The 12,370-nt window shown below is 65.4% G+C and carries 10 protein-coding genes; all 10 read right to left on the bottom strand.

Annotation, left to right across the window (positions count from 1 at the left end; translation table 11 throughout):
* Positions 1-311: 311 nt before the first annotated feature.
* The 10 genes from ACF8ME_RS05660 to ACF8ME_RS05705 all read right to left on the bottom strand — a co-directional run bounded on the left by ACF8ME_RS05660 (position 312) and on the right by ACF8ME_RS05705 (position 12,349).
* Positions 312-548, bottom strand: a complete 237-nt coding sequence (locus tag ACF8ME_RS05660) for a hypothetical protein (protein ID WP_013803266.1) — start codon at positions 546-548, stop codon at positions 312-314.
* The gene (locus ACF8ME_RS05665) at positions 545-2,449 is read right to left on the bottom strand and encodes a hypothetical protein (RefSeq protein ID WP_392415624.1); all 1,905 of its coding nucleotides are present in this window, start codon (positions 2,447-2,449) and stop codon (positions 545-547) included. The genes ACF8ME_RS05660 and ACF8ME_RS05665 overlap by 4 nt, the downstream gene beginning before the upstream one ends.
* Before the next feature lie 4 nt (positions 2,450-2,453).
* The gene (locus tag ACF8ME_RS05670; protein ID WP_017406048.1) at positions 2,454-2,873 is read right to left on the bottom strand and encodes a hypothetical protein; all 420 of its coding nucleotides are present in this window, start codon (positions 2,871-2,873) and stop codon (positions 2,454-2,456) included.
* The gene (locus ACF8ME_RS05675) at positions 2,870-3,262 is read right to left on the bottom strand and encodes a hypothetical protein (protein WP_392415625.1); all 393 of its coding nucleotides are present in this window, start codon (positions 3,260-3,262) and stop codon (positions 2,870-2,872) included. The genes ACF8ME_RS05670 and ACF8ME_RS05675 overlap by 4 nt, the downstream gene beginning before the upstream one ends.
* Positions 3,263-3,266: 4 nt before the next feature.
* Entirely contained in the window at positions 3,267-4,448 is a 1,182-nt protein-coding gene (locus ACF8ME_RS05680; protein ID WP_392415627.1) for a hypothetical protein, read from the bottom strand.
* A gap of 17 nt (positions 4,449-4,465) precedes the next feature.
* Positions 4,466-6,364 (bottom strand): hypothetical protein, encoded by a 1,899-nt coding sequence (locus ACF8ME_RS05685; RefSeq protein WP_392415628.1) that lies wholly within the window; start codon positions 6,362-6,364, stop codon positions 4,466-4,468.
* Complete coding sequence (locus tag ACF8ME_RS05690) at positions 6,361-8,256, bottom strand: hypothetical protein (RefSeq protein WP_392415630.1); 1,896 nt, start codon at positions 8,254-8,256, stop codon at positions 6,361-6,363. The genes ACF8ME_RS05685 and ACF8ME_RS05690 overlap by 4 nt, the downstream gene beginning before the upstream one ends.
* A 12-nt stretch (positions 8,257-8,268) precedes the next feature.
* Positions 8,269-8,658: a hypothetical protein gene (locus ACF8ME_RS05695; protein WP_139223852.1), complete on the bottom strand. Its 390-nt coding sequence runs from the start codon at positions 8,656-8,658 to the stop codon at positions 8,269-8,271.
* A gap of 2 nt (positions 8,659-8,660) precedes the next feature.
* Complete coding sequence (locus ACF8ME_RS05700) at positions 8,661-11,459, bottom strand: phage tail tape measure protein (RefSeq protein WP_392415632.1); 2,799 nt, start codon at positions 11,457-11,459, stop codon at positions 8,661-8,663.
* A 98-nt stretch (positions 11,460-11,557) separates the two neighbouring features.
* The gene (locus ACF8ME_RS05705) at positions 11,558-12,349 is read right to left on the bottom strand and encodes a hypothetical protein (RefSeq protein ID WP_017406053.1); all 792 of its coding nucleotides are present in this window, start codon (positions 12,347-12,349) and stop codon (positions 11,558-11,560) included.
* Between the last annotated feature and the right edge of the window lie 21 nt (positions 12,350-12,370).

Consider the following 12,370-nt stretch of genomic DNA (forward strand, 5'->3'; position numbering starts at 1 on the left):
GCTGCTGTACAGCCCGCACCGTATTGCGCAAAAGTCACGGTGCGACGCGAGCCAAGCCAGTCGGCCGCGCGGCACCTCAGATTTCAAGGGCTTACATCACATGCACCTGGCCGCTGGGGACCGCACATGGTTCGCTCAACCCGTGATGTAAGCGAAGCCGGACATTATAAACGAGGCGCTTTTCCCATCAGAAAGGCCGCATTGGGGATTTGCCCTCGGTTTTCAGTGTGCGCCGGCAGCGCGGGGACCGCGCCTCCCCGCAGCAGGACCCAATCGGCCGATCACCCTGCATCTAAGCCCTGGCGCACCCCCTAGATATCAATAAGCACATAGGTCAATTGAGGGGCTTCACCCGTGATCGCCTGCCCCTGGACATAGACGCTGCCGCCCTCCTGGCTGCCCAGGGGATTGCGTACGCGCAATCGGCCATTGCCAGGCAGATCGACCGTGGCTGTTCCGTCGCCATGCACCGCGCTGATCCGTCCGGTGAGCACAGGCTCGTCAGGCAGCAGTTGGACAAGACGCTTGAAGAGATTGACGGTGCTCATACGGTTGCGCGCTCCACGGTAATCTGCTGCCGCACCACGGGCATGGCAGCGTTGAGACGGGTTCCACGGACCAGGCCGCGCCAGGATTCGTCGGTATCGACGACTTCGATCAATTGGCCGGGCCGGATCAGGCCTGGTGCCGTCCCACCGGAAAGCAAGGGCATGGTGATGGACTGGACCAGCTTATTGCCCGATGCTCCCAGCACGGCCTCGCCACGCTGGCGTGCAGCCACGGCCTCGGTGATCAGGGCATCCGTGACCTGGGGAGCCAGCCTGTTGCCAGCCGTCCCGGCCCGGCGCACGTGGCCGAGGATGCCGCCCGCCTGGCCGCTGACATAGATCGCGTTGTAGGCGGCACGCGGCTCGGGCCGCAGCTCGTCCGTCACGATGACGTCCGCCGGCATGCGCACGTCAGGCGTCGCATCCGCCCAATTCCATGGCAGGTGCGCGAAGCGCGGCGCAACGATCAGGCGCTCCTGCGTCCGATGGCTGCTCACCACCGCACCAATCGATGCGGCCACACGCATCACGGCCGACAACGGCGTGCCACGATGGCTCCAGGCGCCTTCGGGTACCAGCCAGTCCGACACCTTCCAGTCCAGCTGCACGCCGGTGAACTCCAGCGTATTGCGGATCAGTTGTTGCGCCGTGGCCGGCACCGTGTTCAGCCAGGTCTGCTCCGGCATGTAGGGACTGCTCAGCAAGGCGGTGGCACTCACGCCCTGTACGGCCACGCGGTGGTTGCCGAAGCTGCGCGTGCGGCTCAGGCTTTGTATGACAAAGACGAAGTCGATGCCATCGACCACCACGCGCAGCCGTGCAGGCAGTCCCCCGGACGGCGCCAGTTGATCCAGCAGGTGTTCCGGACCATTGGCCGAAAAGCTCCATCCGAAGCCGTCGTCATCGCTGGCGATCGTCACATCGCTCAGCGCAACGGCTTCCATGTCCGGCAGCAGGGCTGCCTCCATCGTGTGTACTGTCATGTAAACCTTCAGTTGCGGGATGACATAGCGGGGTGGTTGGGGATCCGGGCCCGGCCTGCAGCAGATGAACACGAGTTCGGAGCTTTCGCTCCAGACGCTCGAGAACGCCAGCTCGACGGCCCCACCCGGCGGCGGCCGATAGCACGGTGGCGGCTTGGGCGGATCGACAGGGCGGCCCGGCGTGACGCCGGGCAGCGGCGCCATGGCGTCCTGATGGCGGGCACCGCCCATCACGATGCCCAGCACCCGGGCATCGCCCATGCTGCTGGCGTGCCAGGCACCTTCGCAGAGGCCGTCGCTGAAAGCCTGCCGCATGGCACGGCGCAAAATGATGCCCTCCTGGAACCTCTGCAGCACAACCGCCTGGCCAGCCAGTGCGTTGGCCAGGCCCTGGCGCGTGGCCAGGCGCAAGCGCGTACCCTCTTGCCAGGCCTGCGCCGTGAGTCCCCCCACGTCCATGGCAAAGCCCATGCCTTGGCGTGTGGTCAGGTGCAGGCGCGCCGAGTCCTGCCAGCGCTGCACGGTGGCCGCGCCTGCGTGCAGCGCTCGCCAACCGCGAATCTGCGTGACCCTGTCGGCAATGGCCGCCTGCTGGTAGACAGACACTAGGCCGCCCTGTGCCGGGGCGGCCTCTTCAAATCCCGACAATGTGCCCCCCACGGCCGGCCTGTCGGTGCGCGTCTGGTACGCCGCTCCAAGCGCCATGCGCGCCCCAGGCAGGCGAATGCCGGCGCCAGCGGTCTTGCGACGCAAGGCACCGATGGCCACGCTCGTCCCCGGCAGCCGGATGGCCATCCGTGCGACTGCGTCCTGAGTCGAGCCCGGGTCCGGGCCCGAATCGTCCTCGTCGCCGAACACCATCTGGCTGGGTGAGCCAGCAGTTGGTGGGCGATGGAAGATCAGCTCGATGCGTGCCATGGCGCTACTCGATGTAGCTGGTCGGTGCCAGCGTCAGATAGCCGCCCGCGTACAGCTGGGTGCTGTCCGGGATCTGGATCTGACCCTCGCCGCCTTCGATCGACACATCCGCGTCGAGCACCAGCGCACCGCTGGCCGAGACGACGCGGCCCCAGGTGGCGATGCCGGACTCCAGGATCATGGCGCCGGCCGCATCACGGGCCAGCAGCCGCAGCCGGCCGGCCACGATCTCGCCACAGGGCCGGGCCAGCGGCAGCTCCACCAGCATGGGCAGGGCCGAGGGCTCGCCGAAGGCGGGCCGCTGGGCGTCCGCAAAGAAGCGCACGCAGGCCGTGCCCGGACCCACGTCCAGCAGCAGATCGCGCAGGCCCTGCAAGCGGGCCTCGTTGGCCTGCACCGTGATTTCAACACTGCGCTGTGTCATGGCATGTCCTCCGGCGTAACGCGGTCGGCCACCACAGCGCGGAAGTCGCCCTCATGGTCGTAGCTGAGGACGGTGTATGAGGTGGTGCTGTCGATGCGCGGGAAGTCGTACTCGCCTTGGGCGTTGCTCCATGCCTCGCGGATCAGCAGGCCATCACGGTCACGGTACAGCCGCACGCGGCGCGAGACGGGCACCTTGGGGCTGTTCTTGTCTTGCTGCTCGACAGTGCGGCCGCGCACACGGCCCAGGCCGTTGCCACCTAGCACGTAGTCTTGTTGACCCGCGGCGATCATCGGCAGCAAGACCGTGGCCCGATAGATTTCGCGCCCGCCCACTCCCACGACAGCCGTGGGTTGGAGCAGGCGGCTTGGATAGGACAGCTCTGCCATACCGTTAGCGCCAGGGCCCTGTGATGTCGATGAAGGCATACCCTGAAGGGGTACCATAGGAACTGGAATGCGGAAGTGCCAGCAGGCGACAGCCGCTTGCCGCCTCGATCAAGGTCGAGTCACGCTCGAAATACGCGGAGGTGCCAGCCTGGGGAACGTAGCGAAAGCCTGGTACCAATGCGCGCTGGGTATAGCTTGAGACTGGAGTGTTGTCGACGAACGTACGAGTCAGCTTCAGTTCGCCATCCACATCGCTAGGGAAATATCCAAAATAGGAATCTGTGCCTGACGCGCTCGATCCCACAAAGCTGGCGTACCTGATGGATATGGATCCTCCCAAGCCAGTCGAAGCCCTGGGCATGTAGAACCCGCTCGACCCAGGTACTTCCAGCGAGTTGCGATTGGGCGTTGAGACAGCATCGGAACTGCTTGACGCGCCCGATATCAAGACAGCGTAAGCGTCCCCCGCACGGCGCAACGCCAACAGATCGCCAAATGAGCGAGATCCGCCTGCGGTGCTGCTGGCCGAAGTTGACATGCCCGGGGCGGGGTTCTCCAAGAAGTACCGTGTATCGCCAACCAAGCTCCAGCGCACGGCATTTGCATTTGCACTTGTACTCTTCGCCCACCAAAGACCCGTCGGCATTTGAGCGACGGTCGGAAATGGACCGAGCCCCGTATCGATGGCCGACATACTCTCGTAACCACGCATCGATGTCGCTTGCGCGTTGCGGTCATCGACATACAGATACATGCCATAGCTCTGCGGATCGGTGGAGCGGTACACGGCCTGATTCGTGCCGGTAAACACCTTGGCCCAACCCAGCGCTGCATATTTGAACGTGATGCCGGCGCCGTTGTCCACGCCATCGGGCGCGGCCGTGCGGAACTTGAACACGCCGCTGCCCGACTCGGACACGCGCTGCTCACCGTTGAGCAGCACCTGCGCAGCGCCCTCGATCAGCAGCACACTGTCCGGCGGCGGCGGCAGCGCCGCACTCACGGAAAACTCCACCGTGGCGACGCCGGCCGCGACCGTGATGCGCGTGGCCGCGCGCAGGCCGAAGCCGGTGATCAGGCAGGCATCGAGTACGGCGATCTTGCTGCCGGCTAGGCCGTTTTGCACGGGCGCGCCGTACATGGTTGAGAGAAAGTGCTTGACGCTGGTATCGACAAGGGATGCCATGGGTGATCTCCAAAAATTCAGGGACGGTCGACGCTGCCGCGCACCAGGTGCTCGAACTGGTAGTCGTCGGCCACAGCCTCGCTGGGCTGCACGGTGCGGATGAGGGCATGCGGGGCAATGCCACCCTCGGTGTTGATGCGCAGCACGTTGCCCGCGCTCCAACCCTGGCCCCAGCCGAGGGCGCGGATCGTGATGTAGGGCACGCCGCTGATCGGGTTGATGGGCGCGAAATCCACATTGGTGGAGCCGGTGCCCAGGTTGCCCACGTGCTCGCCGATGAACTCGAAGGTTGTCGCGCTGGTGAAGCGGCACATCCAGCGCTCAGGCAGCGCGCCGGCATTGGTGACGAGCAGGGGCGCAATGGTGTCGTTGTAGCTGGCGAGGGCCTCGGGACCATCGACCGTGTCCTGCCATTTGTTGGTCCAGGTGGCCTGGTCAAACATCTGGCTGACGCGGGCGCGCAGTGTGCCGGCCATCAGCGCGCTGGACACCACGCTGCCCACGGGGAACTCGTGGCTCAGCTGCTTGGTGATCGCCAGCATGCCGTTGATCTGCACATCGCTGACGCGCGCCATCTCCTCGATGCGGTGCTGGAAGGTGACCGGCTGGGCCCAGCCTGTGATGTCGCTGACGGTGATCTTGCCGGCCTCCAGATCCACGCTCCAGCCCTGCTGGATGCGCTGGCCATCCGCGCCGATGACATAGGCACGCGAGAGCCGCACGCGACCACAATTGATGACCTGACCGTTGGCCACAGTGACGGGGCCGACCGTGCCTGTGTGGCCGATCACGATGTAGCTGCCCACGCGGTAGATGGGCACGCGGCCATCGGGCGGCAGCCGCACGGGGTCCAGGCCGATGACGTCCGCGTCCAGCGGCAGGTAGAAGTAGCTGACGCTGTTGTAGCGCAGCGTGGTCGGATCTACCGGCCATGGGCGCCAGATGCGGTCAGGCTGCACGGCCCCGATGTCGTCCGCCGAATACCACCATTCGGCCCTCTGTGCATCGGTCAGGGTCGCGGCCGGCACAAAGTCGCCGAACTGCAACTCGACAACGCCCGTCTGGTAGTCGATCTTGCCGCGCAGGTGGTCGCCCGAGATCACGCCATCGATGCCGGCCATGGCCGTGATCTGCTCGCCCGTGGCGTCGGCCAGGTTGAGCACGAACCCGCTGGGCTTCACCGGGGCCGCCGCGCAGCGCATGAAGATGCTGGCGGTGGTCCAGTTCTGGCGCACGGTCCACAGGCTTTGCACCGTCAGGTCCGAGGGCTGCCCATCGACGGCATAGTCGGTAATGCGCGCCACGCCGCTGGAGTAGTCCATGGCCCCGGCCACAGTCCCCTGTGCGGAGGCGGTGCGATCACGCACCAGCACGCCGTCGTAGTCTTCGTAGATGTGCCCCATCCAGGCGAAACGCACACTGTTGGGCACGATGTAGTCCGTCGTGTAGGGGCACAGATCCAGCGTGAGCGGCTCAGGCGTGTAGCTCATGACATGGTGCTGGGCGCTGGCGAAGTCCTCGGCATAGGACACCGTCACCGTGCTGGCGGCAAGGATCTCTTCGCTGACTGAAGTGTCGCTGCGCTCGCCGCCCTTGGATGACGAACTGGTGGAGCCGGGGTCGCCGCCACCACCGGACATCGAGGTGCTCTCGAATGTCTTGGCGTTCTCGTAGTCGCTGTTGTAGCCCTCGGTCTTGCTGTCGAGCGAGACCAGGCGCACGTTGGCGAACTTGCCTGTGTAGCTGATCGTGCCGTCAGGCCCCAGCGAGCCGAAGCCATCGTCGGTGACGAGGTGGCGCACGGTGTCTTGCGTCTTGCTTGTCTGGTAGCTTGTCCTGCTGTGGCTGGACGTCGACGTGGCCGTCGAGTTCGTGTTGGTTGTCGTCGTGACGACGGCTGCAGCTATCCCGCTCATGATCCGCTACTCCAGTTGTTGATCGATACACCCCAGCGCTTGTAGGTGGTGCCGCCGATGCTGATCTGCCCAGATGCAAATTCGGCTTCCGACCAGGTCACGCCCATGGCATCGGGCACGGGGTAGTGGTAGCCGTCCGGGGCGTATGCAGCGATCACTTCGATGTAGACCGCCTCCTGGGTCAGCACGCGCTTGCCGCCGGGGGCCATGTATTTGGCATAGATGTCGTTGCCAGGCAGCGGCACACGGCTGGTAGTTGCAGGCGGTGGCGCGGGCGGTACCTGCGGCATGTAGCTCACCTTGCTGGTGTTGCTGGTGTTTTTGGCTGCCGCCGTACCGCTGGAGCTTGCACCCGAGCTGGCCGACAGGTTGCGCACGGTGATCCAGCCGATGGACACCGATCCGGGTGCAGGTTCGGTGTCGAAGTTGACCGTGGCGAAGCCGCCCGCATCGGGCGTGACCGCCACATTCATCGTGACGATGTTGGCGTAGTCGTACTCGATGGCGAACTGCCCGCCCGCATCGATCATGAATTGCGGGCGCAGCAGCAGCGCGGCCGAGGCGTAGTTGATCTCGCCCGTGGCGGCGCCCTGCAGGTCGCCCTGGCCGTTGTCCGTGGCCGTGCGCAGCACGCCGCTCGAGGTCCACTTGATGACCAGAGAGCCCGGCTTGATGCCCTGGTGCGGCAGGCGCATGGCGTGTTCAGGCAGCCGCCAGCCTGTGGCGCTGGCGCGGTTGACGAAGGCCGAGGCCTCACCCCACTGAAAGATGATGGAACCGCCCACATCAGGCAGCGCAGGCAGCGTCACGGACACGGAGCCGTTGGCATAGTTGACCGTGCCCACGGCCGAGCCTGACAGCTCGCCCTGCCCGTTGTCGGATGCCGTGTACCACACGCCCATCACCTGGAACGAGACCACCAGCGTGCCCGGGGCGGGGAACGGCTTGAGGATCGCCACCCAGCTGAAACCCCGGTTTTCCTGGCCCACCTTGATGCGCCGCGTATGCGGCGAGTTGGGCACGCGGATCTCGCGCGGGGAGGTGGCCAGCACCAGTTCGCGCACGCCGGCCGGGCGCTGGTCCAGCGCAGCCGTCTCGGTGCGCGAGTTGGGCACCAGCTGCGTGTAGATGCTGGAGACGCGCAGCACGCTCTCGCCGAGCTGGGCCGCTGTGGTCAGCGGCTGGGCGCCGTAGTAGCTGGCCGCATCGGCCACCGTGGTGTCCCGGATGCGTGTCTTGGCGGGGTCCACCGCATAGCCACGGTTGGGTGGCGACCCCGGGAAGGCGCTGCGCAGCCGGGGGGAGATCTCGCACGTTGTGACGCTGGCGGTGTAGTCCGTGTAGCCGCCGCTGCTGGAGTAGGAAAACTGCAGGGTCTCGGTCTCGGCGCGCAGCACGCGCACGTACTGCAGCACCTGGCTGGCCAGCCCCTCGTTGTAGACGAGGATCAGCGTGCGGCCGATGGTCGGCGCCGGTGTGCCGGGCCGGTGGAAGATCTTGATTGAGGCCTGGCCCTGGACATGGTTTTCCAGCAGATAGCCGCCCCACTCCGTGCCCGGGATGAGGTAGGCCGCGATGGCCGCGGCGATCTCCGAGCGGCGCGCGAATACGTCGCACGGCGCGATGGTGATGGACACATTCGGATCGTTGGGCACGGCCGAGACAATGATGTTGGTGTCCATCAGCGGCTCGGTGGTGGGCGTTTGCACGGCCGCGTGCACCTGGCGGATGGACACGTCGCCGCCGGCCCTGTCGACCTCGGTGATGTCCTCGAAGACGCCATTGCTCTTGCCCCAGGCGATGACGTTGCCCGTAGGGCCGCCGCCGCCGTTGGCGTCATCTGTCATGACCTTGGATTCGAGCAGGCGGATATCGCCGTCTCTGACTGTCATATTTTCAACTCCTCAAACTGTGATGAGCCGCAACGTTGCGACATAGGGATTGGCGAGCGCGGGAAGCTCGGGCCTGCCGACGGGCCGGGCCGTGATGGGCTCGTCGCCGGAAAACTGCACGTCGAAGCTGCGGCCATCCGCCAGCCGCAGGCGGTAGACCTGGCCTGCGGCGCCAGCCATCTGCAGCAACATGAGCAAGGTGGCGCGGCGGATCCAGCCATGGGACTCATCCCCCTCCAGAGTGATCGGACGTCCCGCGGACTTGCCGGCTTCGTCCACGATCAGCGCCCCCGTGATGCTGCGCGCCGTACTGCGCGCCACGGCGGACCATGTGAATTCATCCGTCCAGGTCATCCCGCGGGGAATCTCAAGCGTTCCCAATAGGTGGTTCTTGGCTGTCATCGTCATATTCCGGAAAGGTTCTTGCTTCGCTCAAGCTCCGACAGCAGGCGTTCGATCGCCCGTTCGCCATCGGCGTCGGTCCTAACATTGCCCAGCGAGCTGCCGTTGATCCGCAGGTCGATGACCCGAGCTGCGGCCCCAACCGTGGACGTGTTGGTGGGAGACTCCAGCGGTGCCCTCTGCGCTTGGGCAACCTTGTCCCTCGCCTGCTGCAAAACAGCATCGGCGATAGCCCTGTTCACCTCGTTCGGATTCACGCCGCCCTGGATCCCGCCGAAAATGCCGGCGGGTTTGTCGTACTGCTGCTCGAACTGGTCCACGACGCGCAATGCGGCCGCGTCATCCAGCCCCTGGCCCTTGGCCATTTCGAGCACGGCCGTGCGTGAAAGAATGGTGATGCCCACTCGCTCGCCTGCGGTGTTCAGGCTGTGGCCTTCCTTGTCGATATTCCATTTCTTTCGGTACAGCTCCAGCTCTCGTTCCTTGAGCTCGTTGGCCTTTTCCTGCGCGGCGATCTCTCGCTCACGCTCGGCATTTAAGCGCTCCAGTGCAGTGCGCTGGTCGTTCACGGCACGGGTTACCTGATCGTTCGAGCCTTTCGTCTTGTCGGCAGCGTCTTTCAGGTCCCGAGTGCTTTTCCCGGTCTTGTCCACCTCGGACTTGAGGCCTTGCAAGGAGGCTTTGCCCTTGTCCAGGCCCGTATAGGCTTCATCCACCGCCTTGGCCGCCTGCTGCGCGCTCTGAGCGGACTCGGGAAGCGCCTTCTGGATCTTGTTGATTTCCTCCAGCTTCTCTGCAGCGGCCTGCAGGTTGCCCGCCTCCATCAGTTGCTGATATTCGGCACGCAACTGGCTGACGCTTTGTGACGCGGTGGCCGTCGCCGTAGCCGTACTCTCCAGCGCCACCTTGGTTTCCATGCTCTTTCGGCCGGTCTCCTCGATGGAAGCAGCCATCTGCCGGAAGGCGCGCTCCGATTCGCCGCTCGCCGTACTGGCCTCCTGGGAGCCTTGCACCAGGCCGGTGAATCCATTGCGCGCCGTCTGCGCGGCATCGGCCACGGCCTGCAGGGACTCGGCGGCCTTGTCGCGCATGGCCTGGGCCGAAGCCCCGAAGCCGCCCGCCATCACCTCGGCGTCCTGCGCGGCCAGCTTGAAGGATTGGGACAGTTGGCCGAACGTCACGGCGGCCAGACCTTCGCGCAACTTCGCCACTCCGGTCATGACAGCGCTGGCGATCTCGGCGAACCCCGCGCCCAGGCCATAGATGACGGTCATTACGCCATTGACGCCAGCGCTCATCGTGCCCCAGGCAATCTTCAGCACGTTGCCGGTGTTCGTGCCGTACTCCTGCACCCGCGTCAGGGCGTCCTTGGCCTGGTCCGCGAAGGCCTGCAGCTTTTCGCCCACGGCCTTGAAATCGATCGTGGAAATGAAGCCCTTGGCGAATTCCAGGCCGGAGCGGAAGGCTGCGGCAATCGATTCGCCGAAGCGCCCGATAGCGCCGTCAGCAACTGCGGTGCGGAAACCCTCCGCCACCGCATCCACCGCCTCCTTGAGAACAGGCAACACGGGCGTGCCCAGCGCGGTCTTGACACCCTCCCAGACATTTCCGAACCCCTTGACCGAGCCATTGAGGTTGTCCGACATGGTTGCTGCCATGTCGGCGGCACTGCCGGAAGCATTGCCCAGCGTGGTGGAGAGAGCATTCAGTGAGCCCATGCCCTGGCTGAGCAGCCCGGACAGCACGGGACCGGCCTCCGTCCCCAGTGCCTTGATGGCCTGCGCACCTTCCGGGCCCTTGCCGGCAAGTTGCTGCAATGCCTGCTCGAAATCGTCGGTGACAATGCCGGCCTCGCCCAGCTCCTTGCGGAACGCGCTGGCCGGATCCGCGAACTGGCCCAGCATGGTGTTGAACGCCGTGCCGGCCTTCCCTGCATCGGTCCCAGCCTGCGAAAACTGGCCGATCATGGCCACCGTGCTTTCCAGGCTCAGTCCCACGCGTCCGGCAGCAGGGCCCACCGTGCCCAGGGTCTCGGCCAGGCTGCCGATACTGGTGCCGGTGAGCACCGACCCTTTGGCCAGCACATCCGCCATGTGCCCTGCATCCTCGAATTGCAGGCCCATGCCCGAAACTGCCTTGGTCAAGGCTTCGCTGGCGGCGGACAGTTCCATGCCGCCGGCCTGCGCGAGGCTCAGGACCGCCGGCAACGTGGCAATGCTCTCCTGGGCCGTCAACCCCGCCTGGGCCAGGCTTTCCAGCGCGCCGGCAGCCTGCACTCCCGAGTACTGCGTGGTGAGTCCGGCATCCGTGGCCGCCTTGGTCAGCGCGGCCATCTCCTCGGCCGAACTGCCGGTGGCGACCTGGACACGGTCCATCGCTGACTCGAAGGCTGCCGCACTGTCGACGGCACCCTGGAACGTCGTCGCCGCCGAGGAGCCAAAGCCCTTGAACATCGATGCGCCCACCTCCTGGAGCTTGGAGGTCAGGCCGTCCAATGAGGCCATTCCCTTGCTCACCAACCCGCTCACTGCCGAGCCGGCTGCCGCTCCCAGCCCGGTGAAGGCCTGCGCGCCCTGGCTGGCCTTGGATGCCAACTCATCCAGGACTGCCTGCACGCCGTCAATCACGGTCTGGACGTTGCTGATCCCTTTGGCCGCCTTGTCGAAAGCGGATGTGGCCGCAGCGCCGAAACTCTTGAGCATCGATGCGCCCACCTCGGCCGCCTTGGCCTGAAGGCTGTCGAATGCCTTCACTGAGGCATCCTTGGCACTGGTGAGCATGGAAATGATTTTCTCGACCATGATTCAGAGGTTTTTTGTAGGCATTTCTGGTTCGCCCTGTCGCCTGTCCAAGCGGCAGGGCGAACCACCCGGCGCGTGGCCAGGTGGGGAGGCTTACATCAAGGGATGGAGACCGGACGGCCGTCGCGGTAGATGGCCTGCGCGTTGGGGCCCTTGAGCACTTCCAGCGAGAACTGCATGCTCACGGGCTTGGTGTCCTCGGTGATCAGGGGCATCTCGCCCGTGGGCGTGAGCGCCACCAGCGGCATGTACCAGTCGCTGTCCAGGCCGGCAGCGCTGTCGGACACGATGCGGATCGCACAGGTCATGTCGGACTTGGCGCCCGTCATCACGGACTCGAACTGGCCGGCCACGGGCGTGTAGCCGAAGACCACCTTGCCGGCGGCGATCTGACCGCCTTCGATGATCTGGACACGGCCGGTCTCCAGGCTCAGGTTGTAGTCGCGGCCCGCGACGTAGCTGGTCTGACCGTCCTCGCTCTTGATGGACACGGTGGAGACGTTGCGCACGCCCAGCGGATTGGCAGGCGTCGCGCCCAGCTGGTACTGGCGGCCGGGGACCACGGAGCGGATCTCGTTGTCCACGGGGGTGGCGTCCTGTGTCTTCAGCGCATGGGTACCGGACAGCCAGGAGGCCACGTTGCGCGCGCTGATGTTGTCGCAGGTCAGGGCGCCGGTGCGGGTGACCTTGATGGGCCAGCTGCCGTCCTTCTCGGACATGCCCTCTTCGCTGCTGAAGTGCTCGGCCTTTTCTGCCGCGACGGTGAGGGTGAAGCCCGGGCAGTTGCCCATGGGAATCTCGCCCGTCAGTTGCTCGTTGGCGTCATAGAGGTCGATGTAGACGCGGCCTCGTGGAATCTGGTAGTCATTTTTCGGGTGTGCAATCGGCATGTCGCTGCTCCAATCAAAGGT

Origin of the sequence: Delftia sp. WSY_7, from assembly GCF_043104845.1 — a bacterium.
Lineage (GTDB): Bacteria > Pseudomonadota > Gammaproteobacteria > Burkholderiales > Burkholderiaceae_C > Comamonas > Comamonas tsuruhatensis.

Excerpts from the sequence above, each read along its gene's own strand:
- ACF8ME_RS05660 (WP_013803266.1), bottom strand. The coding sequence starts at position 548 with ATGAGCACCGTCAATCTCTTCAAGCGTCTTGTCCAACTGCTGCCTGAC.
- ACF8ME_RS05665 (WP_392415624.1), bottom strand. The coding sequence starts at position 2,449 with ATGGCACGCATCGAGCTGATCTTCCATCGCCCACCAACTGCTGGCTCA.
- ACF8ME_RS05670 (WP_017406048.1), bottom strand. The coding sequence starts at position 2,873 with ATGACACAGCGCAGTGTTGAAATCACGGTGCAGGCCAACGAGGCCCGC.
- ACF8ME_RS05675 (WP_392415625.1), bottom strand. The coding sequence starts at position 3,262 with ATGGCAGAGCTGTCCTATCCAAGCCGCCTGCTCCAACCCACGGCTGTC.
- ACF8ME_RS05680 (WP_392415627.1), bottom strand. The coding sequence starts at position 4,448 with ATGGCATCCCTTGTCGATACCAGCGTCAAGCACTTTCTCTCAACCATG.
- ACF8ME_RS05685 (WP_392415628.1), bottom strand. The coding sequence starts at position 6,364 with ATGAGCGGGATAGCTGCAGCCGTCGTCACGACGACAACCAACACGAAC.
- ACF8ME_RS05690 (WP_392415630.1), bottom strand. The coding sequence starts at position 8,256 with ATGACAGTCAGAGACGGCGATATCCGCCTGCTCGAATCCAAGGTCATG.
- ACF8ME_RS05695 (WP_139223852.1), bottom strand. The coding sequence starts at position 8,658 with ATGACAGCCAAGAACCACCTATTGGGAACGCTTGAGATTCCCCGCGGG.
- ACF8ME_RS05700 (WP_392415632.1), bottom strand. The coding sequence starts at position 11,459 with ATGGTCGAGAAAATCATTTCCATGCTCACCAGTGCCAAGGATGCCTCA.
- ACF8ME_RS05705 (WP_017406053.1), bottom strand. The coding sequence starts at position 12,349 with ATGCCGATTGCACACCCGAAAAATGACTACCAGATTCCACGAGGCCGC.